Source organism: Streptococcus handemini, assembly GCF_040984445.1.
Taxonomy (GTDB): domain Bacteria; phylum Bacillota; class Bacilli; order Lactobacillales; family Streptococcaceae; genus Streptococcus; species Streptococcus handemini.
In genome coordinates this window covers 1-26585 of record NZ_JBFRYH010000004.1, presented here as the reverse complement: position 1 = coordinate 26585, position 26585 = coordinate 1, and the positions used below count along the sequence as shown (strand labels likewise).

Annotated in this window: 24 protein-coding genes; 19 read left to right on the top strand and 5 right to left on the bottom strand. The window is 38.1% G+C overall.

What is annotated here, in order from left to right; all coding sequences use genetic code 11:
- The first annotated feature begins 2 nt into the window (after positions 1 to 2).
- The 19 genes from ABPH35_RS01140 to ABPH35_RS01050 all read left to right on the top strand — a co-directional run bounded on the left by ABPH35_RS01140 (position 3) and on the right by ABPH35_RS01050 (position 19316).
- Complete coding sequence (locus tag ABPH35_RS01140; protein ID WP_349987913.1) at positions 3 to 863, top strand: glycosyltransferase family 8 protein; 861 nt, start codon at positions 3 to 5, stop codon at positions 861 to 863.
- A 92-nt stretch (positions 864 to 955) separates the two neighbouring features.
- Entirely contained in the window at positions 956 to 2755 is a 1800-nt protein-coding gene (locus ABPH35_RS01135) for a polysaccharide biosynthesis protein (protein ID WP_349987939.1), read from the top strand.
- Between the two features lie 9 nt (positions 2756 to 2764).
- Complete coding sequence (locus ABPH35_RS01130) at positions 2765 to 3751, top strand: glycosyltransferase (RefSeq protein WP_368849489.1); 987 nt, start codon at positions 2765 to 2767, stop codon at positions 3749 to 3751.
- A 28-nt stretch (positions 3752 to 3779) separates the two neighbouring features.
- Entirely contained in the window at positions 3780 to 4499 is a 720-nt protein-coding gene (locus ABPH35_RS01125; RefSeq protein WP_368849488.1) for a sugar transferase, read from the top strand.
- A gap of 14 nt (positions 4500 to 4513) precedes the next feature.
- Positions 4514 to 5722: an aminotransferase class I/II-fold pyridoxal phosphate-dependent enzyme gene (locus tag ABPH35_RS01120; protein WP_368849487.1), complete on the top strand. Its 1209-nt coding sequence runs from the start codon at positions 4514 to 4516 to the stop codon at positions 5720 to 5722.
- Between the two features lie 10 nt (positions 5723 to 5732).
- Positions 5733 to 6728 carry a glycosyltransferase gene (locus ABPH35_RS01115; protein ID WP_368849486.1) on the top strand — a complete coding sequence of 332 codons (996 nt, stop codon included), beginning with the start codon at positions 5733 to 5735 and terminating at the stop codon, positions 6726 to 6728.
- A 65-nt stretch (positions 6729 to 6793) separates the two neighbouring features.
- The gene (locus tag ABPH35_RS01110) at positions 6794 to 7891 is read left to right on the top strand and encodes a glycosyltransferase (RefSeq protein WP_368849485.1); all 1098 of its coding nucleotides are present in this window, start codon (positions 6794 to 6796) and stop codon (positions 7889 to 7891) included.
- Positions 7892 to 7901: 10 nt separating this feature from the next.
- The gene (locus ABPH35_RS01105) at positions 7902 to 8996 is read left to right on the top strand and encodes an EpsG family protein (protein WP_368849484.1); all 1095 of its coding nucleotides are present in this window, start codon (positions 7902 to 7904) and stop codon (positions 8994 to 8996) included.
- A 62-nt stretch (positions 8997 to 9058) separates the two neighbouring features.
- The gene (locus tag ABPH35_RS01100) at positions 9059 to 9874 is read left to right on the top strand and encodes a LicD family protein (protein WP_368849483.1); all 816 of its coding nucleotides are present in this window, start codon (positions 9059 to 9061) and stop codon (positions 9872 to 9874) included.
- 20 nt (positions 9875 to 9894) lie between these two features.
- Complete coding sequence (locus ABPH35_RS01095; protein WP_368849482.1) at positions 9895 to 10782, top strand: LicD family protein; 888 nt, start codon at positions 9895 to 9897, stop codon at positions 10780 to 10782.
- 38 nt (positions 10783 to 10820) lie between these two features.
- Positions 10821 to 11537 carry an IspD/TarI family cytidylyltransferase gene (locus ABPH35_RS01090; RefSeq protein WP_349987923.1) on the top strand — a complete coding sequence of 239 codons (717 nt, stop codon included), beginning with the start codon at positions 10821 to 10823 and terminating at the stop codon, positions 11535 to 11537.
- Between the two features lie 10 nt (positions 11538 to 11547).
- Positions 11548 to 12636 (top strand): NAD-dependent epimerase/dehydratase family protein, encoded by a 1089-nt coding sequence (locus ABPH35_RS01085; protein WP_368849481.1) that lies wholly within the window; start codon positions 11548 to 11550, stop codon positions 12634 to 12636.
- Between the two features lie 124 nt (positions 12637 to 12760).
- The gene (locus ABPH35_RS01080; RefSeq protein ID WP_368849480.1) at positions 12761 to 13876 is read left to right on the top strand and encodes a glycosyltransferase; all 1116 of its coding nucleotides are present in this window, start codon (positions 12761 to 12763) and stop codon (positions 13874 to 13876) included.
- Between the two features lie 118 nt (positions 13877 to 13994).
- Entirely contained in the window at positions 13995 to 14849 is an 855-nt protein-coding gene (locus ABPH35_RS01075) for a glycosyltransferase (RefSeq protein WP_368849479.1), read from the top strand.
- On the top strand, positions 14830 to 15594 hold the full coding sequence (locus ABPH35_RS01070) for a glycosyltransferase family 8 protein (RefSeq protein WP_349987927.1): 765 nt from the start codon (positions 14830 to 14832) through the stop codon (positions 15592 to 15594). The genes ABPH35_RS01075 and ABPH35_RS01070 overlap by 20 nt, the downstream gene beginning before the upstream one ends.
- 107 nt (positions 15595 to 15701) lie before the next feature.
- On the top strand, positions 15702 to 17234 hold the full coding sequence (locus tag ABPH35_RS01065) for a lipopolysaccharide biosynthesis protein (RefSeq protein ID WP_349987928.1): 1533 nt from the start codon (positions 15702 to 15704) through the stop codon (positions 17232 to 17234).
- 80 nt (positions 17235 to 17314) lie between these two features.
- The gene (locus ABPH35_RS01060; protein WP_349987929.1) at positions 17315 to 17800 is read left to right on the top strand and encodes a GNAT family N-acetyltransferase; all 486 of its coding nucleotides are present in this window, start codon (positions 17315 to 17317) and stop codon (positions 17798 to 17800) included.
- A 9-nt stretch (positions 17801 to 17809) separates the two neighbouring features.
- The gene (locus ABPH35_RS01055; RefSeq protein ID WP_349987930.1) at positions 17810 to 18277 is read left to right on the top strand and encodes an 8-oxo-dGTP diphosphatase; all 468 of its coding nucleotides are present in this window, start codon (positions 17810 to 17812) and stop codon (positions 18275 to 18277) included.
- Positions 18278 to 18500: 223 nt separating this feature from the next.
- The gene (locus tag ABPH35_RS01050; RefSeq protein WP_349987931.1) at positions 18501 to 19316 is read left to right on the top strand and encodes a transporter substrate-binding domain-containing protein; all 816 of its coding nucleotides are present in this window, start codon (positions 18501 to 18503) and stop codon (positions 19314 to 19316) included.
- Between the two features lie 116 nt (positions 19317 to 19432).
- Here the strand turns inward: ABPH35_RS01050 and glgB are convergent, their stop codons facing one another.
- From glgB to ABPH35_RS01025, 5 genes are all read right to left on the bottom strand, one after another.
- A complete protein-coding gene (gene glgB, locus ABPH35_RS01045; protein ID WP_368849478.1) occupies positions 19433 to 21286 on the bottom strand; it encodes a 1,4-alpha-glucan branching protein GlgB in 1854 nt (617 codons plus the stop codon).
- Between the two features lie 153 nt (positions 21287 to 21439).
- Positions 21440 to 22885 (bottom strand): glycogen synthase GlgA, encoded by a 1446-nt coding sequence (gene glgA / locus ABPH35_RS01040; RefSeq protein WP_368849477.1) that lies wholly within the window; start codon positions 22883 to 22885, stop codon positions 21440 to 21442.
- A gap of 8 nt (positions 22886 to 22893) precedes the next feature.
- Positions 22894 to 24009, bottom strand: coding sequence for a glucose-1-phosphate adenylyltransferase subunit GlgD (gene glgD, locus ABPH35_RS01035; protein ID WP_349987934.1), 1116 nt, complete (start codon positions 24007 to 24009; stop codon positions 22894 to 22896).
- Between the two features lie 12 nt (positions 24010 to 24021).
- The gene (locus ABPH35_RS01030; protein ID WP_349987935.1) at positions 24022 to 25149 is read right to left on the bottom strand and encodes a glucose-1-phosphate adenylyltransferase; all 1128 of its coding nucleotides are present in this window, start codon (positions 25147 to 25149) and stop codon (positions 24022 to 24024) included.
- Between the two features lie 152 nt (positions 25150 to 25301).
- Positions 25302 to 26213 carry a LysR family transcriptional regulator gene (locus tag ABPH35_RS01025; RefSeq protein ID WP_349987936.1) on the bottom strand — a complete coding sequence of 304 codons (912 nt, stop codon included), beginning with the start codon at positions 26211 to 26213 and terminating at the stop codon, positions 25302 to 25304.
- Between the last annotated feature and the right edge of the window lie 372 nt (positions 26214 to 26585).

Sequence of the window (26585 nt, the reverse complement as noted above, 5' to 3'; positions counted from 1 at the left end):
GTATGAATATCGTTTTAGCAGCCGATTATGGCTATAGAGAACAAGTAATAGTAACCATAAAATCTATCATGCGCTTTCATGATTCTGTCACATTTTATGTAATCAACAAGGATTACCCTAGTGAGTGGTTCCAAGAGATGAATGAGCATCTAGGAAAATTCCATTCTCGCATTCAAGATTGTAAATTAATTGCTGCAGATTATCAGAATTTTAATACGTATGAACATATATCTGAGGCGACGTTTTATCGTTACCATATTCCAGAGTTAGTAGCAGCAGATAAGGTACTGTATTTAGATGCTGACCTCGTTGTAACAGGTAGTTTGAAAGCCTTATATGATACGGACATTAGCCAAGTTGCCGTAGCTGCTGTACCGGACACACTCGTGAAATACTTACAACACAAAAAAGAATTTAATGCGGGTGTTCTGTTGATTCATAGTAAAAAATGGCGAGAGCTAAAGGTGCTAGAAAAAGCCTTGCACATGCATGCAGATTCTCAAATAAGCTTGCCAGATGCAGATCAAAGTGTTTTAAATCTGTTGTTTAAAGATAATTGGCTAGAACTACCGATACAGTATAATTATCAAGTGGCTGGTTATCATGTTGCTCTGAGAAGTTCTGTTATAACTTCTCAGCTTCCCTTGATTGTGCACTATACAACGTCCATGAAGCCATGGAAGAAAAATTACATCCCTTTGAGCTTTATTAGTAAAATGAAGAGCTTGCTAGTAGGTAGATTGTTTTTCAAAGAAGTGTTGACAAATCGTCTGAACCTACCTTTCCAAGAAATTTGGGATGAAATTGAAACGTTATCGTGGGACGATGTGATGCAAGTTTATCAACAGGAAATTTTGAAATAAAATACAATTAGCACTCATCTGACTTGTTTCTAGTGTAGGGCCTGTAGTAGGAGTGATATTTCGAAAATGGAGGAACAATGCTACTGAGTTATTTGAGTAGATTTAGCAAACGACTGATTTTAATAATCATTGATGGATTAATGTTATTTGTAGGAATGTTCCTATCAATGGCTTTTGTGGCTCTTTTTGCCCGTATTTCAACTCTCCAAGCGGTGATTTCGTATGGGCTTACCTTTGCATGTTATCTTTTGAGTGCCAGAATTTTAAAAATATTTTCAACGATTAATCATTATACAGATTATCGCGTTTTATTTCGTATATTTATTGCGAGCTCTCTAGCGTTTTTGAGTCTATTCTTGTATTCATTACGAGCCTTTTCTAGTTACAGTTATCGTTTTTTGATCTTATCATGGTTGATAACAACCTTGCTCTGGATCTTTCCACGCTTAATCTGGCGAGTCTTGTACGGGTATCTGTCTTCAAAAAAGGCGAAAGGGAATGTGAAAAAGATTCCCACCTTGGTTATTGGAGCAGGAGATGGTGGTGTTTTGTTTATTGAGACCATTTTAAAAGCGGAGACAGATATTGAAATTCGTGGAATTATAGATGATAATAAAAATAAGCAGGGGACCTATATCCATGGCATTAAGGTCCTGGGAAATAGAAATGATATTCCTCAATTAGTGAAAGAATACGAAGTGGATCAAGTGACTATTGCGATTCCATCACTATCAGGAAATGACAGAAGTCATATCGTTGAAATTTGCAATAGTGTCGGTGTAAAAGTCAACAACATGCCGAGTGTCGAAGATGTTGTGACAGGTAAAATATCGACCAAAAAGCTGAGAAAAATAAATATTGAAGATCTTCTTGGTCGTGGTGAAGTCAAACTAGATCAAAGCCAGTTGCAATACTTTTTTTCTAAGAAAACAGTATTAGTGACAGGAGCAGGTGGTTCTATCGGCTCTGAAATCTGTCGGCAAGTAGCACGTTTTATTCCGAAGCGTCTGCTATTATTAGGACATGGAGAAAACTCCATCTATCTGATTCACCGTGAATTAAGTATCAAATATGGAGACAAGTTTGAAATAGTTCCCATCATTGCAGATATCCAGGATCGTGAGCTGATTAATGAAATCATGACGACCTATCAACCTCACTTTGTCTACCATGCTGCAGCCCATAAGCATGTACCGCTCATGGAGTACAACCCTCGTGAGGCAGTCAAAAACAACATCTTTGGTACAAAGAATGTTGCGGAAGCAGCTGGTGCCGCAGGGGTTGAGAAATTTGTTATGATTTCAACCGATAAGGCAGTGAATCCACCAAATGTCATGGGGGCAAGTAAGCGGATTGCGGAAATGATTGTGACAGGATTAAATGGACAAGTCAAAACCCAGTTTGTGGCTGTCCGTTTTGGAAATGTCTTGGGAAGCCGTGGAAGTGTTGTTCCAGTCTTTAAAGAGCAGGTTGCAAAAGGTGGTCCACTAACCGTAACGGACTTTCGTATGACGCGCTATTTTATGACCATTCCAGAAGCCAGTCGCTTGGTTATTCAGGCAGGCTATCAAGCTCGTGGGGGAGAGATTTTCATTTTAGATATGGGTGAGCCTGTCAAGATTGTCGATTTGGCGAAAAAAGTTATTACGCTTAGCGGACATAAAGAAGATGAAATCGAGATAATCGAGACAGGTATCCGCCCTGGTGAAAAATTATATGAGGAGTTATTAACCTCTGACGAACGAGTAAGTGAGCAGATTCATGAAAAAATCTTCGTGGGAAGAGTTGTCACAAAACCGTGGGAAGAGGTCATGAACTTCATCTCCCACCTCAATGAACATGACACTACAACCTTAAAAGAAAAACTAATCGAATTCGCAAGACAGGAGTAGGAGAAGAAAATGCAGAATCAATTAATATCCATTGTTATTCCAATTTATAATGTAGAGAATTACCTAGATTATTGTGTACGGAGTTTAGTCAACCAGACCTATAAAGAGTTGGAAATCCTCTTGATAAATGATGGTTCGACCGATCAATCAGGCAAATTGGCAGATGCCTGGGCATCCAAGGATGAACGTATCACGGTCTATCATAAAACAAATGGTGGTCTTTCGGATGCTAGAAATTTTGGCGTGCAGAAAGCAAAAGCTGACTGGGTGATGTTCTGTGATTCGGATGATTATTATGACTTTTTTGCGGTGGAATACTTGGTCGCGATTCAGAAAGAAACGCAAAGCGATCTAGTTACGTCTCCAATTCGGCGTGTGACTAAGCATGATTCAGGTTCGACTGAAATATACTCTGAAAAATGGTCGGGGGGGGGGCAAATCTTCTCTACAGAAGAAGTGCTAGAAAAAATGTATTATGGTGATAGGACAGGTGTTCACGCCTGTGGTAAATTATTTAGGAAGTCTCAATTATTACGTTATCCATATCCTGTAGGTAAAATATACGAGGATACATTTGCAACTCCAAAACATGCGCTTGTGGCAGAAAAGATTACGATGGCAGATAGAGCTGTTTACAATCATTATAAAAGAGCAGGTAGTATAACCACTTCCAGTTTTAATGTTGGGCAGTTAGATTTCTTTGAGGCCATTAAGGAGAATGAACAAAGCATCATCCCCTTATTTCCAAATCATCCTCAGATTTTAAAAGCTCTGCAACATAGACATGCTTCCTATGGAATTCTTTTGTTAGATAAAATGTATGAGGCGCAAGATTATGCCTTGTATCGTCGCTATAGGAAGGAAATGGTTAAACTTTATCGCGCAGTTTTATTCAACAAAAAAGGAAGTAGAGTAGATAGAATAAGGTACCTTCTATTTCTGATTTCGCCCAAACTCTATAATATCGTGAAAAAATGGTACCAAAAAAATACTTAGTCTGTTTGAGTGGAAATTTCTAAAGAAGATGGGAGAAGTCAATCAATTATGCAAGACAGGAGTAGAAGTGCTTAATAAAGATTTTTTAGACAGTCCAGTTGTCAGACAGAAAAAAGAAGAATTAGAAAGAAAGAAATTCTCTCTTGTAAGCAAGTTTTTATTTGATAAATTTGTTTCGATTATCCTCTTAGGTATCTTATCTCCGATATTTTTAATTCTAGCTGTGCTCATTAAGTTAGAAGATGGTGGTAGTGTATTTTACCGTCAGGAACGAGTCACAACAAATGGTCGAATATTTAAGATTTTTAAATTTCGAACCATGATTGAAAATGCAGATAAAAAAGGAAGTTTAGTGACACTTCAAAATGACTCAAGGATTACACGAATAGGTAGTTTTATCAGAAACTATCGTTTAGATGAAGTTCCTCAGCTATTAAATGTACTAATAGGTGATATGAGTTTTGTAGGAACTCGACCAGAAGTGGTTAAATACGTGGAGCAGTATACAGAAGAGATGAAGACTACCCTACTTCTACCAGCTGGTGTTACTTCGCTAGCGAGCATTGAATTTAAAGATGAAGATAAATTGATTAAGCATTATATGACAGAAGAAATGGAAGTAGACGAAATTTATGTTACAAAAATTCTACCGAAGAAGATGAATCCGAATATTGCATATATCAATTCATTTAGTATTTTCGAAGATATAAAAATCATGATTCGTACAGTCATCGCTGTGTTGAAATGAGGAAATAATAGTATATGAAAAAGAAAAACATACCTTTTTCTCCTCCTGATATTACAGAGGAAGAAATTGCGGAGGTCGTAGATAGTCTTCGTTCAGGTTGGATTACGACAGGTCCTAAAACCAAACGCTTTGAACAAGAATTGTCAGAGTACACTGGAACAAATAAGACAGTTTGCTTAAACTCCGCGACGGCAGGTTTGGAACTTGTCTTGCGCATTTTGGGAGTTGGTCCTGGAGATGAGGTTATCGTTCCAGCCATGACCTATACTGCATCTTGTAGTGTGATTGAGCATGTCGGTGCAACTCCTATCATTGTAGATATTCAAGCAAATCGTTTTGAAATGGATTACGAGGCGGTAGAAAAAGCAATTACGAATCGCACAAAGGTTATCATTCCCGTTGAGTTAGCAGGGATTCCATGTGATCATATTCGGATTCTTGAAATTGTTGAAAAACACCGTTCAATATTTAGAGCAACATCACCCCTCCAAGAAGTATTTGGACGGATTGTCGTCTTATCAGACAGCGCCCATGCCTTTGGAGCTTCCTATAAGGGACAAAAGATTGGAAATGTTGCAGATTTTACAGCCTTTTCTTTCCATGCGGTGAAAAATTTGACAACAGCAGAAGGCGGAGCAGTGACATGGAAGTCTCGTCCAGACTTAGATGATGAAGACTTGTATCGCCAATTTCAAATTTTATCACTTCATGGACAAACCAAGGATGCTTTGGCGAAGACTAAGTTGGGAGCATGGGAGTATGATATCATTCTTCCAGGTTTTAAGTGTAATATGACAGATATTATGGCTTCAATTGGTCTAGCTCAACTGAAACGATACCAAGAACTATTGAATCGTCGGGCAGAAATTGTTGCTACCTATAATCAAGCATTTGAAGGGACAAGGATTCATCCCTTGCAGCATATCCACTCAGATTATGTATCTTCTATGCATTTATATATTACGCATATTGAGGGCATTACATTAGAAGAGCGAAATCAGATGATTGAGAAGCTGGCAGAAGCAGGCATTGCCTGTAATGTGCATTACAAACCATTGCCACTATTAACAGCTTACGCTAATATGGGATTTGACATCAAAGATTACCCTAATGCTTATCGGTATTTTGAACAGACACTCACCTTACCACTCCATACTCAACTAAGTGATGAGGATGTAGAGTATATTGCAGATGCTCTAAAAGGGATTATAGCGAGTGTGTGAGGATAGTATTTTGGAGAGAGCAGTTAAAACAATTTCGGTTGGTATTGTTGCTTTAAATGAAGAAAAATACTTACCTACTTTATTGGATAATATACTACAGCAGACTTATAAAAGAAAAGCTGTTGAAATTATACTAGTTGATAGTTTATCCACAGATAACACTAAGCAGATTATGTTAGACTTTCAAAAGCGATACAGTGATAAGTATTTAGATGTGAAAGTTTTAGATAACCTTAAAAGAATTCAATCTTCTGGGTGGAATGTTGTTCTTAGTCATTTTACTTGCAATGCTGTACTTCGTGTTGATGCTCATGCAGAGTTACCGACGGACTTCATTGAAGAAAATGTAAACTGTCTCAATGCGGGAGAATACGTTTGTGGTGGACCTAGAACGAATATTATTGATTCAGATAGCTTATGGAAACAATCACTATTGCATGTAGAACAATCTTTATTCGGGAGTGGATTTGCATCTTATAGAAGAAATGACACTCAGAAAAAGTATGTGAAATCCGTGTTTCATGGCGCCTATAGGAGAGAAACCATTGAAAAGGTTGGTATGTTTAATGAGCAATTAGTCCGGACAGAAGATAATGAGTATCATTATCGCATTCGAAAGGCTGGATATCGGATAAGATATGTGAATTCTATTCAATCCTATTATCAAACAAGAAATTCCCTTTTTAAAATGCTTGTTCAGAAATATTTAAATGGATTATGGATTGGTAAAACCATTAGAGTTTGTCCAAACTGTATCTCTTTATTCCATTTGGTTCCTATGGGATTTGTGATAGGGCTGATAGTAGCTTTAGTATTTGCAATTTTTCAAATACCTCAATTGCTTATAATATTATGTGGATTATACAGTATACTGATGGCAACAAGTGCATTGCAAAAATTCAAGCTAACAAAAAATGGATATGATTTCTTTATTCCGATATGGTGTTTATTTATTCATGTTGTATATGGCTTAGGCACGATTAGAGGAATTTTCCAAAGGGTATAAGATTTTGTGTGTTCAGAAAGAAAGTAGATGCTAATGTAGAAACTTAGTGGGTATAATAAAGAAAAATGGATAAAAAATTAACAATTTTACACTTTGCGAGTATTTCGGAGAATCCCTTTAATGGTGTTTGTGTAGTGGTTCCAAGACATGTTCAGGAGCAATCTCGGTATGCAAATGTTGGGTTTATCAATATCAATAATGAGCGTATCTCAAGCGTAACCAATCAGCTACCTTATTCATCAATGTTTTTCTTGAAAAATTTAGTGGCTCCCTTCCATCAACCAGACCTTGTTATTTTTCACGAAGCCTATCGGGTAGAATTTCTAAAAATAGCACGAGAGTTAAGGAAACATCGTATTCCCTACATTATTGTTCCACATGGTGAATTAACAAGAGATGCGCAGGGTAAAAAATGGCTCAAGAAAAAAGTAGCCAATCAGCTCTTATTCAATTCTTTTATTTCTAGAGCAGCAGCGTTGCAATGTCTCTCTCAGCGCGAAAAAGACGAAACAGTATTTTCTGTTGCAAATAAGTTGGTTCTCAGAAACGGCATGGACATTCCAAGGGTTCAAAAATCCTATCATTCGTCCTCCCCAAAAGGGGTGAGTATTCTGTATATTGGTCGATTAGATGCTTACCACAAAGGCTTGGATTTATTAGTAGAAGCGGTTCGTCTCAAGGCGGATTATTTACGTAAACAAAACGTCAGTGTGAATATTTTTGGCCCAGATTATGTCGGTCGTGCAGCCCATTTACAGAAGTTAATTGTATCAGCAAATGTGGAAGATTTAATAATGCAGTCAGATAGTCTAGCAGGGATAGACAAAGAACAGGCTTTGCTTGCTTGTGATTTGTTTATACAAACTTCCCGATTTGAAGGAATGCCACTCGGTATTCTGGAAGCCTTGAGCTATGGTATACCTTGCTTAGTGACGGAGGGAACGACATTAGGTGAACAGATTGAGCAAGCAAGTGCGGGTTGGGTGGCTCAAACGAATGCAGAGAGCATTGCAACTGTTTTAGAGAAAGCAGTTCAAGAGCAAGCCTTTTATGCTAAAAAAGGGAATGCTGCAGCTCGTATGATAAAAGAACAGTTTTCATGGGATAAAATTGCTCAAGAAACAATGGTGCACTATCGTCAATTGCTCATCGAAATAGAATGAAAGAGGAGATATGTTTTTTTATTCTTTAATAATATTGCTGATGCTTCCCCTTTCCTTATATAAGGAAAATCAACTTCCTTCTAAATTACGGGTCGGGTTTAAATTATTTTTCTTCTATTGCTTAGCTGTTTTTCGAACCTTAGAAATTGGCAATGATACCTACACCTACTATAACCTGTTTACATTTGTTTCTGGATCTAGTAGCTCTAGTGTTAGTACTCTTTTTGGTCGATATGAAATTGGATACTTGTGGCTTAATCAGGTGATTGGTCACCTGACAGATAATTTTTGGGTATTCTTGTCCATCATAACAGCAATTATCTACTATGCTTACTATAAACTCATTGAGCGCTACTCCACTAATTCGGCTTTTTCTGTATTTTTATTTTTTATACTTGGTTTTTGGGGACAGACCGTCAATATCCTGCGCGTGCAATTGGCTCTAGCTATGACGATTTTTGCTTTTTTAGCCTTTCGTGATAAAAAAATCTGGCAGACTATGTTTTTTATGCTTCTTGCAGTCTCCTTTCAGAGAATAGCTGCAGTCTTTATTCTCAGTTTTTTTGTTCCTCCCAAGATTGATAGACGGCTTTACTCTTTTATACTCCTCTTAGCTATAGTAGTTTGGCTCTTTTTGCCTCAAATTCTTTCAATTGTTGCCCTTATTGTCCCCTACTTCCGAACCTATCTGACAAGTAGTCACTATATTGTAGGGGAAGTAAAGTTGGCTTCTATGTTTGGGACTGTCACGCGGTTTACTTTTCTGGCTTTTTGTTTATACGTCTTTAAGACACATGAAGAAGAGCTATCTGGGGAAGAACGAACCTCCTTTATTTATCAAATTAATATGATTTTTATTTCCTTTTTAATCACTCTGATTTCTTTGCGTTTCAATCTCTTGGATCGCTGTCAGGTCTTTAACTGGCTCTTTATTATTGTCTTAATCCCCAATACCTTAAACTTGATTAAAAACTGGAAGAATAAAGTTCTTTCATTTGTAGCTATTTTGTTATTTTGTATAGCCCAATTTTTCGTATTCAATATTTATCGTCCAAACTGGAACCACACGTATCCGTATAGAACGATTTTATTAGAAGATAGATAGAACGATTAGAGTGTATGCGTGAAAATTGTGTATTAAACCGAAGAAGGAGTAAATAAAAGTAGATGACAACTGTTATTTCAAACCAAACAATGAAAGAATTGCAATTGAATATTTTAGGAGATGTGATTCGCTTTTGTGAAGAAAATGAAATCCGTTACTTCTTGAGTGGAGGCTCGATGCTTGGAGCAGTCCGGCATGGTGGCTTTATTCCTTGGGATGATGATATTGATCTTTGCATGCCAAGATCAGATTATCTTCGCTTTCTAGCAGAATATAAGCATGACCGCTTCAAGGTGTGTGCCTGGGACATGGATAGCGATTTTCGCTGTACCTATGCAAAAGTATCAGATTCAAGGACAACTCTTGAAGAAAATGCTGATTTCAATAGAGAGCTAGGAGTCAATATTGACATTTTTCCAGTGGATGGTCTACCAGAGAAAGTCAGAAGTAGGAAATGGTTTGTTTCCTACATGACCTTTCTCAATCGTTTGGCTTCCTTTGTTATTTTGAAAGATTTATCTAAGCGAGAACCCTTAAAAGCGATTATTATTACAGCAGTACAAGGTATCGTGAAAGGGTTAAAGTTGGAAAGCAAACTGATAGGATATGTGATTGAAAGGGCTCAAACTTATTCTTTTGCAGAGGCTTCGCACGTTGGTGTGGTGGTTTGGGGCTATGGTCTTAAAGAAATTTTTCACAAAGAAACGATGACAGACTATCTTACGGTTCCTTTTGAACACTATCAAGTAAGCATTTTAAAAGAGTATGAAACCTATCTGTCGCAAATCTATGGTGATTATATGACATTTCCACCAGAAGAAGATCAAATAGCTACACATCAGTCGCAAGCTAGATGGAAAGAAGACTGGATAGACTAATAAAACAGGAAAGGTTCTATATGAAAACTAGTAAAGAATTGTATTCACAAGCATTTTCAGAGTATCATTTAGATGATGAAATGATAAAAAAACTTCAAGAAGAATTACTTTCTATTTTTCTGGATATTAAAAGTGTTTGTGATAAATATCAGATTTCCTACATGATGGCGGGAGGTTCGCTTTTGGGCACAATTCGTCATCAAGGTTTTATTCCTTGGGATGATGATATGGATTTAATGATGTTTAGGGAGGATTATGAGCGGTTTAGAGAGCATTTTTCACAGAAATTTTCAGATAAATATTTGTTAGCAGAACCTCTATTTCATGAAAAATATTTTTATAAAATGCCGAAAGTCTACAAAAAAGGGACGACTTACATCGAAATTGCCAATGCAGGTTTGAAGGCCTTTGATATGATTTTTATAGATATTTTTATCATCGAAGATCTTCCTGAATCTCGTCTAATTAGAAAACTGAAGGGGAGTCTATATAATCTGGCTTATAAACTTTCTAGTGTGTGTATTGATTATCTCTACCCATCGCCAGTGATTGAGAAAGTCGGTGGACAAAATGAAGGAGTGATGAAGTATTATCAGTTCAGAAAACGTTTGGGCTGGTTAGCGTCTCATTTAGGCGGGATTCATTTTTATTTAGAGCTCTGTGATAGGCTAGCTCGACAAAAAAAGTCTTCTTCAGTAGTAGGTCTTCCATCTGGAATTAGTTTTGAGCGGGAGGTGTTTCCGAGAGACATCCTTACACGCACAACAATGGGTTCGTTTTGTGGATATGATGTGCATATTCCGCTACAGTATGATATCTATTTGTCTAACTTATATGGGGAGAACTATATGATGTTACCTCCAGAAGAGAAAAGAGAATTTCATGTGGCTTATAAAGTTGAATGTTAATGACTTTTAGTAGGGATGAAAAAGATGAAAGGAATAAGATGAATATAGCAGTTATATTTGCGGGGGGCTCTGGAACGAGAATGAACTCTAAAGATAAACCTAAGCAGTTTTTGTTGGTTCATGGAAAGCCCATTATTGTTCATACAATTGAATTATTTGAAACACATCCAGAAATTGATGGGATTGTTGTTGTCTGTATTGAAGATTGGATTTCCTATATGGAAGAAATGAAATACCGCTATCGATTGGACAAGGTTTCTCGAATCGTTCCCGGCGGAAGAACGGGGCAACTATCGATTTATAATGGATTAGTTGCGGCTGAAGAAACTTATGGTAAGGAGGGAAATGTTGTCTTGATCCATGATGGAGTTCGCCCCCTCATCAATGAGAAGACAATTTCAGATAATATTTCTTCTGTTAAGGAATTTGGCACTGCAATTACTTGTACGACCGCAAAAGAAACTGTTATTTTGATTAATGACGAAAACGAGGTAAGTGAGGTTCCAAGCAGAGAACACTCTCGATTTGCAAAAGCTCCTCAAAGCTTTTGGTTAGCAGACATTTTAGCTATCCATCACCAAGGCTTGCAGGAGGGGAGAGAAGATTTTATTGATTCCTGTACTATGATGAGGCATTATGGTCATAGCTTACATGTCGTCATTGGGCCACATGAAAATATAAAAATTACGACACCCGATGATTTTTATACCTTCAGAGCCTTATATGATGCTCGGGAAAATCAGCAATTAGATTAGAGGGAAGAGATTGGAAGCACACGGAAATCCGATTTTGCAGGAAGATTTAGAAATAATAGCAAGCGCGACTATCCCTATTGAGCAACTAAAAGATAGCGCAATTTTAATAACGGGTGCGACAGGCTTGGTTGGCGTCAATTTGGTTAGAGCATTTGCTTGTATGAATCGCATTCGTCACCTCAATATGATGATTTACGCCTTGGTGAGAAGTCGTCAAAAAGCGCAGATGATTTATGGAGAGCTTCTCCAACGGACGGATATTCAACTGATTGAAGCGGATTTGATTGACGATAATTTTGAACAAAAGATTCCGCTAGCGATAGTTGATCATATCATTCATGCAGCTAGTGTGACGACTTCAAAGGTGATGATTGAAAAACCAGTTGAAACAATAATGACTTCTTTAGTAGGAACTAAGCGTTTATTAGATTTGGCTCATCAAGTGAATGCGAAAAGCTTTGTATATATTTCTTCTATGGAAGTGTATGGAACATTTGATGGTTTTGAGACGAGTATGGTGATAGAAGAACAGATGGGTTATATTAATCCTTTGGAAGTGAGGAGCAATTATTCCCAAAGCAAGCGCATGTGTGAAAATATGTGTATAGCCTATCATTCGGAATACGGCTTAAATGTCAAAATTGCTCGCTTATCTCAGACTTTTGGAGCAGGTATATTGCCAGGGGAAAATAGGGTATTTGCTCAATTTGCAAATAGCGTACTGAATAAAAAAGATATTGTTTTACATACGAGAGGACTGTCTGAAGGAAATTATTGTTATCTAAGGGATACAGTGATAGCAATTCTAGTTATTTTACTAGATGGGAAAGCTGCTCAAGCCTATAATGTATCAAATGAAGAATCCCATACCACTATTTACGATATGGCGAAGATGGTCTGTGAAGAAATCGCAAATCATGAGATACGTGTTGTTTTAGACATTCCCCAATCCAATATCTTTGGTTATGCTCCTGATACGAAATTGAAATTAAAGACGGACAAGTTACGGGCATTGGGTTGGCTTCCCAGTGTTGGACTGAAGGAAGCCTATCTACGAATGATTAGTAGTATGAAGTGGGAGCAGGAGCAGCAAACATGATATTTTCTTACCTGTTAAAGCATATTGTATCTTTGAGCAAGACGTTTGTTCCTTCAGATAGTAGAGATTGATTTGTCTAAAAAGATTGTCTGATTACTTTAGTAATGAATATCAGGAGGGTTTCGTGAAGAAAGTATTATATTATACCTTTGGTTTAAATAGTGGAGGTGTAGAAAATTATTCCATCAATCTATATAAAAATATAGATAGGACTGAGCTGACAATTGATGTGATAACGTTTTACCAACGGGAAGAGTTTTTTGACAAGGAATTAGCTGTAGCAGGTGGTCAGAAAATTCCCTTGGTTCAGACCCAGGGGCAGCCTAGATGGAAAGAGCGTTTTCTCGCTATGAAAAATTTATATATGCTAGCTAGAACTGGTGAGTATGATATCGCCTACTTTAATTTTGGTTGGCCTGTTTCGATTTTAAAATATCCTCTGATCTGTCGCTTGGCAGGGATTAAAAAAATAATTATCCACTCACATAATGGAGGAGCTCTAAACCTAGGTTTGTTTCAGAAAATTTTACTTTTTTTTGCTCGAAAAGCATCTCATAGTATTGCAACGGAAAAATTTGCTTGTTCTGACAAGGCTGCCACCTGGATGTTTGGAACAACTAAGGGAGTTTACGATATTAAGAATGGAATCGAAGTGGATCGATTTCGTTACAACGGCTTTGTTCGAAAGAAAATGAGGGAAGAATTATCTATTCCAGAGGATACTTTGGTTCTAGGTTCCATTGCACGATTTCATAAGCAAAAAAATCATATATTTATGTTATCCATGTTTGAGAAATTACTTCGCATTCGTCCTAATGCTTGCCTGCTTACTGTGGGAGATGGGACATTGAGACAAGAAATGGAAGCCTTGGCTGAGCAATGGCAGATTACGGACAAGGTACTTTTTTTGGGAGAACGAAAAGATACCGAACAGTTATTGCAGGCGATGGATATCTTGGTGATGCCATCACTCCTTGAAGGTCTGCCGATTGTAGGGATTGAAGCACAGGCGGCGGGCTTAAATTGCTTGGTAGCAGATACAGTCTCACAAGAATTAGATATTACAGGAAATGTAACCTTTCTACCCTTGGAAGAAGAAGTATGGGTACAAGAGTTAGCCAACTTTGAAGGCTATGAACGTCACGATATGAGTCAGAAGATTCGAGATGCAGGCTATGATAGTCGTCATACAGCTGCTCTAGTACAAAGGATTATCAAAAAAGCAGTCGGTGACGACTAGATTGGACCTTTAGCTCTTGCAATCTGGGGTATAAATCAGTTTTCTTGCTCGAACACAGGTTTAATTAGGATGAGAGGTAAATGGAGTTTGTATATAAAGAAAAGGAGTTATCATGAAGATGAATATCGCCATGGTGGCGGATGTTTACTACAAAGAACAGTTAGAAGTTGCGATGAAGTCGATTATGCTCTATAATCAGAATGTCCACTTCTTTTTGTTAAATAAAGATTTTTCACAAGAGTGGTTTGAAAAAATAAATCATTATCTAGGATCATTTGACTCGTGTATTACAGATTGTAAAATTGAAGTAGGACATTATAGTGGATTTGCAACTAATAAATACATAACAGAAGCAACCTTCTATCGCTACCATCTTCCAGAGTTTATTAAGGAAGAAAAAGTCCTCTATCTGGATGTTGATTTAATTGTCACTGAAAATCTTCAATCATTTTATAATACAGATATTGGCAATGTAGGATTAGCTGGTATTGAGGATATTGGGATTGCTTTTAATTATGGTAAAAAAGAATTTAATGCGGGTGTCATGCTCGTTAATCTTGAGAAATGGCGTGAAAAAAATGTGTTAAAAGAGGCATTAGCAATTCATAAAAACCCTCAAGTTTCTCTACCTGATGCGGATCAAACGGTATTGAATATTTTATTTAGAGACGATTGGGTAGAAGTTTCGGATACTTACAATCAACAGGTGTTTGCCGGGCATCCATATGTACGGAGAAATAATCCTGTAAAAAGAGGAGCCATTATTCATTATACGACCTCTTTAAAGCCTTTTACCACGTTTTATAAACGCTTGATACAACTGGTATCTCTGTGGTTGAAACACCGAAAAATAACAGCAGAAGAATTCATACACAATCTATATAAAGTACCACTATCGGATGAGTGGTATAGGGTTGCACGAATGAATTGGACAGAAGTGAGGAAGAGTCAATATGAAAATAACACGAACTGATCTTTTACCCATTGTTATGGCAGCCGATTATAACTACCATGAATATGTGGAGACTACGATTAAGTCAGTTATGCTTTATCATCAGAATGTTCATTTTATCTTGCTCAATAAGGATTATCCCGAAGAGTGGTTTATAAAACTCAACCAGCACCTAGCCTCCCTTCACTCAAAGATTGAAGATAAAAAAATTAATACTGATGATTATCAACATTTTGAGACTTATTCCTATATAACAGAAGCAACTTTTTACCGCTACCATATTGCTGAATTAGCAGAGCATGATAAGGTTTTGTATCTTGATTCAGATATTATTGTGACTGGGAGTTTACGGTCATTGTATGAAACAAATATAGAAGAGTATGCTCTAGGAGCTGTTGCAGACACATGTGTTTGTTATTTCCATGGAAAAAAAGAATTTAATGCGGGTGTTATGCTCATAAATAACAAAAGGTGGCGAGAAAAGAAGGTGTTAGAAAAAACCTTGACGATTCACCAGCAACCAAATCTGTCATTACCTGATGCAGACCAAACAGTTTTAAATATGCTATTCAAAGATGAATGGTTGGCATTAGATCGAACGTATAATGTTCAGACATGCGGGGTTTTTCCGGAAATAGGAAAAAACGATAAATTTTTGAGGGGGGGGTTATCATTCATTACACAACAAGAGCAAAACCTTATACAAAGGCAAGAATATTTATTCGAACGGGCTTCAAGCTCTGGCGAAAAAAGCAAATCTCTTTAAAAACGTATCTGAAAAATATCTATGAAGTTCCGTTTTCGGATGAGTGGCATAAGATAGCTCAATTGACTTGGAAAGAGATTCATAAACAGTAAGGAAAGAATAGAGTAATGAAAATGAGACTACAAAATGCGATTTATAATTCGGCTTCAGCCCTGATTCTTTTTGTATTGAAACTTGTGATGCAGTTTGTCAATAGGACACTATTTATTAAATTTTTAGGTATTTATTATTTAGGTCTTAATGGAGTATTTTCTAATATTTTAGGGATGCTAGCTCTTGCAGAATTAGGGCTTGGGACTTCTATTGTTTACGCTCTATATAAACCTATTGCAGAAAATAAAAAAGAAAAAATTGTAGCTTATATGAATTTATATAAAAAAGTATATAAGTTTATCGCTATCGTTATTTTGTTATTAGGTCTAGCCGTTTATCCGTTTTTACCGAGTGTTTTACAGGTTTCTAGTCTAAGTTTTGAAGAAAATACCATTTATTTTCTATTTCTAATGAATTCCATTATGGGCTATCTATTATTTTCTTACAAAAGAAGCCTTTTTATTGCCCGTCAAGAAAACTATATTGTATCTTGGTTAGATTTTAGTTTATATACTGTTCTTTCTATCTGCCAGTGGCTTGTTATGATTTTCTTTAGAAGTTATGTACTTGTCCTAGTTTTAACAATTTGTGCTACCGTCATTTCGAATTTATTAATTGCCTTTTTGGCAAATAAACGCTATCCGCTAAAAAATGTAAAAGCCGATGTTTTAACAAAATCAGAAAAAAAATCTTTAAAGAAAAATGTTCTCGGCAATCTAGTAGGAAATATTGCAGGCTTTGTTGTGTTTAGTACGGATAATATTCTGATTTCTTCTTTTATAAGTGTAACAACGGTTGGGCTTTATTCTAACTATGTGATTATTACTAATGCTTTTACAAAATTAATTTCTCAAATAATGGAGTCACAAACTGCTTCGGTTGGGAATTTAATTCAAACATCAAGTTCAGATAAAGTTTATGAAGTATTTAAAAGATACCAATTTGCTAATTTTGTTATTTCTTATATGGTGTCAGTACTTATTTTTCTTCTTATGAATCCTTTTATAAATTTGTGGTTAGGAAGTGATTTTTTATTTTCACAAAGGATAGTTTTGATACTTAGTATTTACTTTTTTATCCAGGCTTATAGATATTCGGGCTTTATCTTATACGGTGGATATGGTTTATACTGGGAATCACGTTATAAACCAGTTGCTGAGGCTATTTTGAATTTGCTTTTATCTCTTTTATACTTGCTATACTTTAAAATGGGAATAGAAGGTATTTTACTTGGAACAATTTGTTCAACTCTTTTAACAAATACTTGGTTTGAACCCTATGTTATTTTCAAGTACGGTTTAAAAATGTCTATTAAAGAATACGCCTTACTAAATTTTAAACATTGGGCTGTATTTTTTATAACAATATTTCTTCTATACTCTTTATTACCACAAGGATTAAATTTAGATAATTTATTAAGCTGGATACTGCATGCTGTATCTTTTGCTATAGTTTTTAGCTTATTAATTCTATTTATTTTTTGTAAAGACAAGGCATTAAAATGGTGGCTTAACTTTGTGAGCAAACGATTGGTAAAAAAACGGTAGTCCTAGTAAGAAGATTGCCTTGAGATTTCCAAGCAATTATTGCATAATAGAGTTACTTACTCGTAATCAAAGGAATTATTATGTTGACTATCACCCCAATGGTAACGGATGATGAAAAAGAAAGAAAAGCCTATGTTCACTGGAAAGCTTGGACAGAAGCCTATTCACAGTTACTGCCCGAACATTTCTGGAAAGAATACACCTTGGAACGCTGTCGCAAGTGGGCTTTTGCCTATCCCAACGATGTCTTTGTCGCAAAGATAGAGGATAAGGTTGTCGGCTTTGTTTGTTGTGCAGCTTCGCAGCAGGAAGATTTGGAGAATATGGGAGAGATTTACGCTATTTATATTTTGTCAGAATACTATGGACAGCAAATTGGCTATCGCTTGATGCAGTTTGCTTTGGAGCAACTGAAAGATTTTTCGCAAGTAGTCCTCTGGGTGCTAGACGGCAATGAACGAGCCATTCGCTTCTATGAGTGCATCGGGTTTTGCTTTGATGGAGCTAGTAAAAGAGTCCATTTGGGCAAGGAGTTAGTCGAAAAAAGAATGATTTATAAACCTTAAGGAGGAAGTATGGCGCGTAAGGAACTGGTCACGCTGACCAATATGTGTTTGATTGAAGATAGTGAAGGGCGCGTAGTCGTGCAACGCAGAGACCCTAACGTCTATCGCTGGTCAGGTCTGGCATTCCCAGGAGGACACATCGAATCTGGCGAGAATTTCCACGATTCGGTTGTCCGAGAAGTCGTGGAAGAAACAGGCTTGACTATTGAAAACCCTCAATTGGTTGGGCTTAAGCATTGGCCAGATAAGGATGGTCATCGCTACATCGTTTTTCTCTACAAGGCGACACGCTTTTCTGGTCAATTGCGATCAAGCGAGGAAGGAGAAGTCTTTTGGCTTCCCAAAGCCGAATTAGCTCAGATGGATCTAGCCTATGACCTGCTAGAAGTTTTAAAGATTATGGATAATCCAAGTCTATCAGAATTTTTTTATACGAAAAAAGATGAAAATGGCGAATGGGATAAGCATTTCCACTAATAAGTGAGCAAGTTCAGAGAGACTGAACTTGTTTTATTTTTTAAAAAAATATGAATAAAAATACAATTAACAGTTGACAGGTGAATAAAAATGCTTTATAATGAGATTATCTTTTGAAAAAAGGAGAAAATGAGATGAAAATGAAAGAAAAAGTCCGATGATCCTGCAGAATTAAGTAAGCTAGATGCTTGTAATAATGTTTGAATAGAAAAGAGGAAGAAAAATGAAGTTGAAAAAAATGATGACAGCAGCAGTGGCTCTTGTAGCAGGTTTGAGTTTAGCAGCATGTGGTGGCGCTGATAAGAGTGCTGGCAAGGAGCCATTGGAAAAAATCAAAGAAAAAGGCACCTTGGTCGTTGCGACTAGTCCAGACTATGCTCCATTTGAGTTCCAAACTTTGGTTGATGGGAAAAATCAGGTTGTCGGAGCGGATATTCTGTTGGCCGAAAAATTGGCAGAACAATTAGGAGTGAAATTGGAAGTTTCATCAATGAACTTTGACAATGTCTTAAATAGTGTGCAAAATGGCAAGGCAGATATTGCCATTGCAGGACTTTCTGTATCTGAAGAGCGTTTAAAAGTCTTTGACTTTTCGGATGCCTACTATAAGGTAAAAGATATGCTCTTAGTAAAACAAGATGTCGTTAAGAGTTTTGGGTCAATAGAGAGTTTAGCAGGTAAAAAAGTAGCTGTTCAAAAAGGTACTACCCAAGAAATCTATGCTAAAGAGCAGTTGAAAGATTCGAGTATTGTCTCACTTACCCAAGTGGGAGAAGCAATCAATGAGTTGAAATCCGGTCAGGTTGATGCTGTGTTGCTGGATTCTCCAGTTGCATTGGGTTATACATCTCAAAATAAGGATCTTGCTGTTGCAGATATCGCCTTCCCAGAGACTGAGGCGAATACAAAGGCCATTGCTATGCCAAAAGATAGCGGTGCATTAAAAACAGAAATCGATAAGGTGATTAAAGAACTTGTTGCAAGTAGTGAGTATGAAAACTACTTAAAAGAAGTTGCAAAGTACACAGCAGTTGAATAGAACAAACCCCAATCCAACATTTGGATTGGGGTTTGTTGCGCTTCTGTATCCTCAACAAAACAATTCCGTTCTTTCTATTTGAACGAACAGTGTTACTTTTTGTGTCGACACAGGCCTCAAGAGTCTACTGGCTTGATCTCTTCTGGACGATTGATCCGTTTGAGATAGTAGGTCGTCAAGCGGGGTATGGTAATGCGTGCGCCATCTGTATTCGCTGTAATGGTGAATGCTTCTGTTGGGATAGTGTTGGAAGAAAAGACAAGTTGGTATGCAGCGCCTTCAGGGAGATCTAGCGGTAAATCGTAAATTTCTTGATCATTAAAGTTATTGACTACTAAGATTTCTTCCTCATCGCTATAACGGCAGAATGCGTAGCAATTGGCTTCTTCTAAGATTTTAGCCCATTTAAAGCCTTTTTCATGGGCTTGGTAATCATATTTCCAGAATGCGCCGTGTTGACGGTAAAAAGTAGTGAGGCTCTTCATCATTTGGGCAAAGGATTGGTGGATTGGGAAGTCCAGTAATTCCCAGTCCATTTGGGTATGCTCATGCCATTCGCGAATATGGCCCCATTCATTTCCCATAAAGAGCAGTTTTTTACCAGGATGTGCAAAGAAATAACTATAATATGCACGCGCCAAATGGAATTTGTCTTCGTAGTCGCCATTCATTTTGTTGACAATTGAGTTTTTTCCATGGACGACTTCATCGTGGGAGAGGGGAAGAATGAATTGCTCACTTTGATTGTAATACATTCCAAACGTGATTTCTTTGGCGTGATGTTTTCGGAAAATAGATGGACGTTCCATATGTTTTAGTGTATCGTTCATCCAACCTAAGTCCCATTTCATGTCAAAGCCGAGGCCACCGTATTCAAGTGGATGGGTTACCTTCGGATAACTTGAAGAGTCTTCCGCAATCATTACGACACCCTTGTATTCAGTGTGAATCAAGGCATTGACTCGTTTGATAAAATCAATAGCCGTGTGGTTGAGCTTATCATCTTCTGTTTCTCCTCGCCAATAGAGGAGATAGGATAGCGCATCTACTCGAATGCCGTCAAAGTGAAATTCATTTAACCAGTATTTGATATTGGATAAGAGGAAGGAGCGTGTGATTCCTTTTCCAAGGTCAAAATTAGCAGTTCCCCATTGTTGGTTTTCGCGGTCACTTTCTACCTCGTATTCATAGAGCCAACTACCGTCAAATTGGTAAAGTCCATGTGCGTCTTTACAGAAGTGTAGTGGTACCCAGTCAAGAATAACTCCGATTCCTGCTTGGTGGCATTGGTCAACGAGGTATTTCAATTCGTCTGGCTCACCGTATCGGCTGGTTGGACTGTAGTAACCAGTTACTTGGTAGCCCCAAGAAGCGTCTAGTGGATGTTCTGTAATCGGCAAGAGCTCGATATGGGTAAATTGGTGCTCTTTAACATGGTCGATAAGTAGAGGTGCTAGTTCTTTATAGGTGTAAAATGTATTTGCACTGCCTTCTGTAGCAAATTTTTGCTTCCAAGAGCCTAAATGGACCTCATAGACAGAAAAAGGTGCTTGTTTAAAATCATAGTTGACTCGCTCGTACATCCACTTCTCGTCTTTAAATGTATAATGGGAGTGGTAAGTAGTCGATGCGGTATTGGGACGGAGTTGGCTGAAGAAAGCATAGGGGTCTGCCTTATAGAGCTCTCTACCATCATGAGTAACGATGAGATACTTGTAGTCTTCAAATGATTTTAACCCATCAACATAGAGTTGAAAAATGCCATCTAGTTCACGGTGCATGGGGTGTGTCTTTTGCCAATTGTTAAAGGAACCCACTAAAAAGACAGTTTGAGCATTTGAGGCAAAAACGCGAAATTTGGTACCAAGGATGGTCTCTTCATCCTTGATAATGTGGGCTCCTAATTTTTCATAAAGACTGGTATGTTCACCAGTATGTAAATAGTATAAGTCAAGATCTGTGAAGGTCATAAATGTTCTCCCGCATAGTTGATTCGATTATCTTTGGGACTTTAAAAGCGTAGAAAGATACCGGTCAACCACTGCGTTATTCTGTTTTTACGAATTCTGCTAAGAGCGGCTAGATTTTTGCCCAGCCGCTCTACAATATTTAGTTGTCAAACTCTAATACGTTATTTCGTTATAGAGATCAATATAGCGCCTAGCCGATGCTGTCCAGCTGACATCTGCTGTCATGGCTTGTTGCATCAAGTGCTGCCAATCTTCTGGACGATTATAGTAGGTATCAAGGGCCAAATCATAGACTTGCTTCATGTTGTAGGCATCCTTGCCCCAGAAGCTAAAGCCACGTCCTTCTTTGGTAATGCTATTGTAAGGAAGGACGGTATCATGCAAGCCACCAGTCTCACGGACAAGTGGAAGCGTACCATAGTGCATGGAAATCAGCTGACTGATTCCACATGGCTCAAACATAGATGGCATGAGAAAGAGATCGCTCGCTGCGTAAATCTGATGTGCTAGGGGCTCATTGTAACCTTGATAGAAGGCAAATTTATCTGGATAGGCATCTTTGAAATAATGGAAGGCATGTTCGATGTCTGCCTCTCCATTTCCAAGAATGACAAACTGGACATGAGCCTGTAAGAGCTGGCTGAGAACTTCCGTTAAAAGGTAAAAGCCTTTTTGCCAGGTCAAGCGGGAGACGATTCCAACCAAGATGACATGCTCGTCTTGAGGTAGACCGAATTGGGCTTGAAGGGCTTGTTTATTAGCCTTTTTATGATGAATAGTCTCCAGTGAGTAGTGATGTGACAGGTACTCATCTGTCTGGCTATTCCAGGTATCGTAGTCAATCCCATTGACAATTCCTAATAGGTCATGGCGACGTAATTCTAAAACATGCTGCATGTGTTCCCCAAATTCTTCTGTTAGGATTTCCTGTGCATAGGTCTCAGATACGGTAGTCACTTTGTCTGCGTAGAGAATGCCTAATTTCATAAAACTAATACAGTCATCATGGAAGCGAGCAATGCCGTCTACATAGTAGCTGTAATTCATGCCCAAAGCTGACCAAAGGGCTTGTTTATTGAAAATTCCTTGAAAGGCTAAGTTGTGAATGGTAAAGACATGCTTGATGGCACGAAATTCTTCACGGTAGCTATAAAAAGTCCGACAAAGGAATGGAATGGCAGCCGTGTGCCAGTCATGGGTATGAATGACATCTGGAAAGAAGTGGAGTGCTTCTAATAAGCGACAAGTAGCATGCTGGAAGAAGCCAAAGCGCATGGCATCATCATCGTAGCCGTAGAGATCTTTGCGCTCAAAAAAGTCACGGTGCTCGATAAAGTAGAAAGTGACTCCATCTACGACTTGTTGGTAGACATTGGCCATGGACTGAATATCGCCTGCTCGTACGTCAAAGCTAGAGACATAATCAAAGTTTGAATGGTTATTGACGGCGATTTTAAGGTAAAGCGGTAGAACAACTCTTACATCCATTCCTTGTTTCACCAATTCTTTGGGAAGGGATCCGATTACATCAGCCAAGCCTCCTGTTTTAATAAATGGAAGCCCTTCTGATGCGACAAAGAGAACAGATTTTTTGGACATAGTTCCTCCTAGATAACTTGATAGGCTTTCAAATAGGCAGGTGCAGCAGCACTTCCTTTAATGTCAACTGGGTGTGCAATAGTAGTTGCTTTGTCAACAATGGCATTTTCGATATTGGCTCCGCTCTTAATGGTTACTCCGTTTAGAATAATTGAGTTTTTGATGACAACACCTTCTTCGATGACCACATCCCGGTCGATAACGGAATTTTCCACTTGGCCATTGATATTACCACCATTTGAAATTAAGCTGCGTTTGACATCGGCAAGTGGGCCATACAGACATGGCGAACTGTCGCTTGTTTGTGTATGGATTGGCCAGTTGTTCTTGAAGAGCAATTTACGTGTATCTGGGTCAATTAAGTCAAGCTGTGTTTGGAAGTAAGCCTCGACGGTATTGATACACGCAACAAAATCGCGATGAGCATAGCCGACAATCTTGTACTGACCAACAACGTCTCGCAAAATATCTTTGAACCAGTAGAGAGACGATACTTTATTGGCACGCTTAATCAGCTCAACAAAAAGTGTCCGTTTCATGAAGTAGGCTTCGAGGGAAACAGGGCGATTCTTGTATTTGCCGTGATTTTCTTCAAATTCGACAATTCGTTTGTCTTCGCCAAATTTGAGGGTTTGGCAGCCAATGAAGTTTTCTTTGGCATTGGAAACATTTTTATATAAAACAGTAATATCTGCATTCGTTTCCAAGTGTTCGTCTAGTAATTTTGAATAGTCTTGGCTATAGATAAAGTAGGACGGCGCAATCAGGACATATTCTTTGTTTGAATTTTCAATGTAGTGGATATGGTCTGAGAAGGCCTTAATATCGTGTTGGTAGATCGAATTGAAATCTGTTGCGCTGTTTAGCAAGCGTAATTTTCCACGTTTACTGTTGATATTGTAATGTTTACCAGTTCCGACGTGCTGAATGGTTGAGCGCATTTTGGCTGGCATATAGACTTGGAAGTCACTGATACCAGAGTTTGACATATTGGATAGAACAAAGTCGATTAAGCGGTAGCGTCCCAAGAAACCAAAGGCTTGAACGCCGCGGTGATCCATGACATCTCCAAAATGCACATTATTTCCTTCGATGTTGACAATTCCTAATGTATTTCTTAGCATGGTAATCCTTTCTTACTTGCTTACGTTTTTATCGATTAAGAGAATAGAGTCAGCAGTACCTGAGAGTTTTGTCCCTTCTGCGATTTTCACTTGTTCTGCCACAATAACATAATCTAATTGCACATTTTCCCCAATCGTAGCTCCAGGGAGTAGGACAGAATTTTTTACAGAGGCGCCATGATTGACCACAACATCTGTGGAAATAACCGAGTGTTCAACGCTTCCCTCGATAATAGCTCCCTTGTCAATGTAGGCACTACGAACGGTTGCATTTGAGCCGATGACTTGTGCTGGAGAGCCAGAATCTTCTGAGTAGATTCTCCAAGATGAATCGGACAAATCTAAGTCATTTGCATGGTCAATCAAGTCCATGTTGGATTCCCAAAGACTATTAACCGTTCCGACGTCTTTCCAGTAGCCACGGAATGGATGAGCATAGAGGCGTTTGCCATCTGCCAAGTATTTTGGAATAATGTCGTGACCAAAGTCGTGCGATGAAGTATCTAGCTTATCATCTTCAAGCAGGTATTTACGTAGGGTCTTCCATGTAAAGATGTAAATTCCCATTGAAGCGAGATTGCTCTTTGGATTGGCTGGTTTTTCTTCGAATTCTTCGATGCGATACTGGTTGTCGGTATTCATGATACCAAAGCGAGATGCTTCTTTCATTGGAACTTCGATCACTGCAATCGTTGCATCAGCTTCATTTTGAATATGAGTGTCCAGTAATTTGTCATAGTTCATCTTGTAGATGTGGTCACCAGATAGGATGAGGACATATTCTGGATCATGTAGGTCAACGAAGTCGATATTTTGTGTAATAGCATCGGCTGTTCCCTTATAGAGACCGAATCCTTCAATTTTTTCACTTGGAGGAAGCACAAAGATACCAGAACCCTGCACATCTAATCCCCAACGTTGAGATTGGGCAACGTAAGAGTTGAGTAGGACAGGCTCGTATTGGGTTAAAACACCAACAATGTCAATTCCTGAGTTTGCACAGTTACTGAGCGGAAAGTCGATAATGCGATATTTTCCACCGAAGGCAACAGCAGGTTTTGCAACCTTTTGGGTCAAGCCTTCCAAGCGCGTTCCACGTCCACCGGCAAGAATCATTGCTAATAATTTATTTTGTGCCAAAATAGATCACTCCTTATATATAAGATAAATCTATTATAGCATAAAGAAAAACATAACGAAAGCGTTTTCCGAAAAAATAGATGAATTATTTTCATTTTTTCTTGCGGTACGCTTTCACTATGTTTAAAAAAGGTTTTTCTGCTGGTTAGAAGCTAGTCCACATCAAACTTGACTTCGTCTAAGAGGTAGGTGATAAATTTTTCCCCCATTTCAGAAAGAATGGTCTTTTCATGCTGAATATAGACCAATTCAATCTCGTCATCGTAGTCGAGAGGAATCGAGACAATATTATCACCATTTAAGTTGGAATTTAAAATCCCTGTGGCAATGGTGTAGCCGTCTAGTCCGATTAGCAGGTTAAACAGGGTCGCACGGTCGGAAACCACAATTGATTTTTTATGGTGTTCCTGAGAGAGAATCTCTTCTGAGAAATAGAAGGAATTGTGGATTCCTTGCTCGTAGCTGAGGTAGGGAAAATCTGCCAAATCTTCCAAAGTAATGACTTCTTTTTTGGCAAGGGGATTGGTCTTACTGACAAAGACATGGGGTCTTGCTGTGAAGAGGTGGGTATGGCTTAGGCGGTGGTCATCGAGTAGCTTTAAGAGGACATCACGGTTAAAGCTATTTAAAAAGAGGACACCAATTTCAGAACGAAAATTTTTGACATCGTCGATAATTTCCCAGGTCCGTGTTTCCCGCAAAAAGAGTTCGTAATCTTCCATATCCGTTTCTTTTAGCAGAGAAACAAAAGCGTTAACCACAAAGGCGTAATGCTGAGAAGAGACACTAAAGAGTTGGCGTTTTACTCCAGGATTTTTATAACGTTCTTCTAGGAGTTCGGTTTGTTCTACAACTTGACGGGCATAAGAGAGAAATTCCATGCCGTCTCTGGTCAGGGTAATGCCTTTGGGATTTCGATAAAAAATGTCAATGCCCATCTCTTTTTCCAAATCGCGAACAGCGTTGGATAGGCTGGGCTGAGTGATAAAGAGTTGTTTGGCAGCTTCGTTCATGCTACCTGTTTCAGCAATTTTAATGATGTAGTGTAATTGTTGGATTCTCATATATCTATTGTATCATGATTTGACAAAAAAAGGCGAAAAATGTATAATACACAATAATAAAACCTTTAATTGAGTCCAGAGAGGCAAAAAAGGCGAAATCAGATACAAAGAAGCTAGGCGATTTTAGGCTATCTGGCACCCTGCTGTCATCAGCTATGACAGACGTGTCGGACAAGGCGGGATTGCTAGAACACTCGTTCTTTTCGTGTAACCTTGCCTGTGGTAGGGTTATTTTTTGTAGGAGGAAGTTTGAAAAAAGTCAAAGTTAATTGAGCTATTGTTTACCCAAATTTTGGGCATACTAAAAAGAGGTCTTGAAACCTGATTTTTAAAATGAAACGACGTTAAAACCGTGTTGTTGTGCGTATCGAA

Excerpts from the sequence above, each read along its gene's own strand:
- glgB (WP_368849478.1), bottom strand. The coding sequence starts at position 21,286 with ATGACCTTCACAGATCTTGACTTATACTATTTACATACTGGTGAACAT.
- ABPH35_RS01025 (WP_349987936.1), bottom strand. The coding sequence starts at position 26,213 with ATGAGAATCCAACAATTACACTACATCATTAAAATTGCTGAAACAGGT.
- ABPH35_RS01055 (WP_349987930.1), top strand. The coding sequence starts at position 17,810 with ATGGCGCGTAAGGAACTGGTCACGCTGACCAATATGTGTTTGATTGAA.
- ABPH35_RS01050 (WP_349987931.1), top strand. The coding sequence starts at position 18,501 with ATGAAGTTGAAAAAAATGATGACAGCAGCAGTGGCTCTTGTAGCAGGT.
- ABPH35_RS01100 (WP_368849483.1), top strand. The coding sequence starts at position 9,059 with ATGACAACTGTTATTTCAAACCAAACAATGAAAGAATTGCAATTGAAT.
- ABPH35_RS01140 (WP_349987913.1), top strand. The coding sequence starts at position 3 with ATGAATATCGTTTTAGCAGCCGATTATGGCTATAGAGAACAAGTAATA.
- glgA (WP_368849477.1), bottom strand. The coding sequence starts at position 22,885 with ATGTCCAAAAAATCTGTTCTCTTTGTCGCATCAGAAGGGCTTCCATTT.
- ABPH35_RS01110 (WP_368849485.1), top strand. The coding sequence starts at position 6,794 with ATGGATAAAAAATTAACAATTTTACACTTTGCGAGTATTTCGGAGAAT.
- ABPH35_RS01065 (WP_349987928.1), top strand. The coding sequence starts at position 15,702 with ATGAAAATGAGACTACAAAATGCGATTTATAATTCGGCTTCAGCCCTG.
- ABPH35_RS01060 (WP_349987929.1), top strand. The coding sequence starts at position 17,315 with ATGTTGACTATCACCCCAATGGTAACGGATGATGAAAAAGAAAGAAAA.
- ABPH35_RS01125 (WP_368849488.1), top strand. The coding sequence starts at position 3,780 with ATGGGAGAAGTCAATCAATTATGCAAGACAGGAGTAGAAGTGCTTAAT.
- ABPH35_RS01105 (WP_368849484.1), top strand. The coding sequence starts at position 7,902 with ATGTTTTTTTATTCTTTAATAATATTGCTGATGCTTCCCCTTTCCTTA.
- ABPH35_RS01130 (WP_368849489.1), top strand. The coding sequence starts at position 2,765 with ATGCAGAATCAATTAATATCCATTGTTATTCCAATTTATAATGTAGAG.
- ABPH35_RS01090 (WP_349987923.1), top strand. The coding sequence starts at position 10,821 with ATGAATATAGCAGTTATATTTGCGGGGGGCTCTGGAACGAGAATGAAC.
- ABPH35_RS01070 (WP_349987927.1), top strand. The coding sequence starts at position 14,830 with ATGAAAATAACACGAACTGATCTTTTACCCATTGTTATGGCAGCCGAT.
- ABPH35_RS01095 (WP_368849482.1), top strand. The coding sequence starts at position 9,895 with ATGAAAACTAGTAAAGAATTGTATTCACAAGCATTTTCAGAGTATCAT.
- glgD (WP_349987934.1), bottom strand. The coding sequence starts at position 24,009 with ATGCTAAGAAATACATTAGGAATTGTCAACATCGAAGGAAATAATGTG.
- ABPH35_RS01075 (WP_368849479.1), top strand. The coding sequence starts at position 13,995 with ATGAATATCGCCATGGTGGCGGATGTTTACTACAAAGAACAGTTAGAA.
- ABPH35_RS01120 (WP_368849487.1), top strand. The coding sequence starts at position 4,514 with ATGAAAAAGAAAAACATACCTTTTTCTCCTCCTGATATTACAGAGGAA.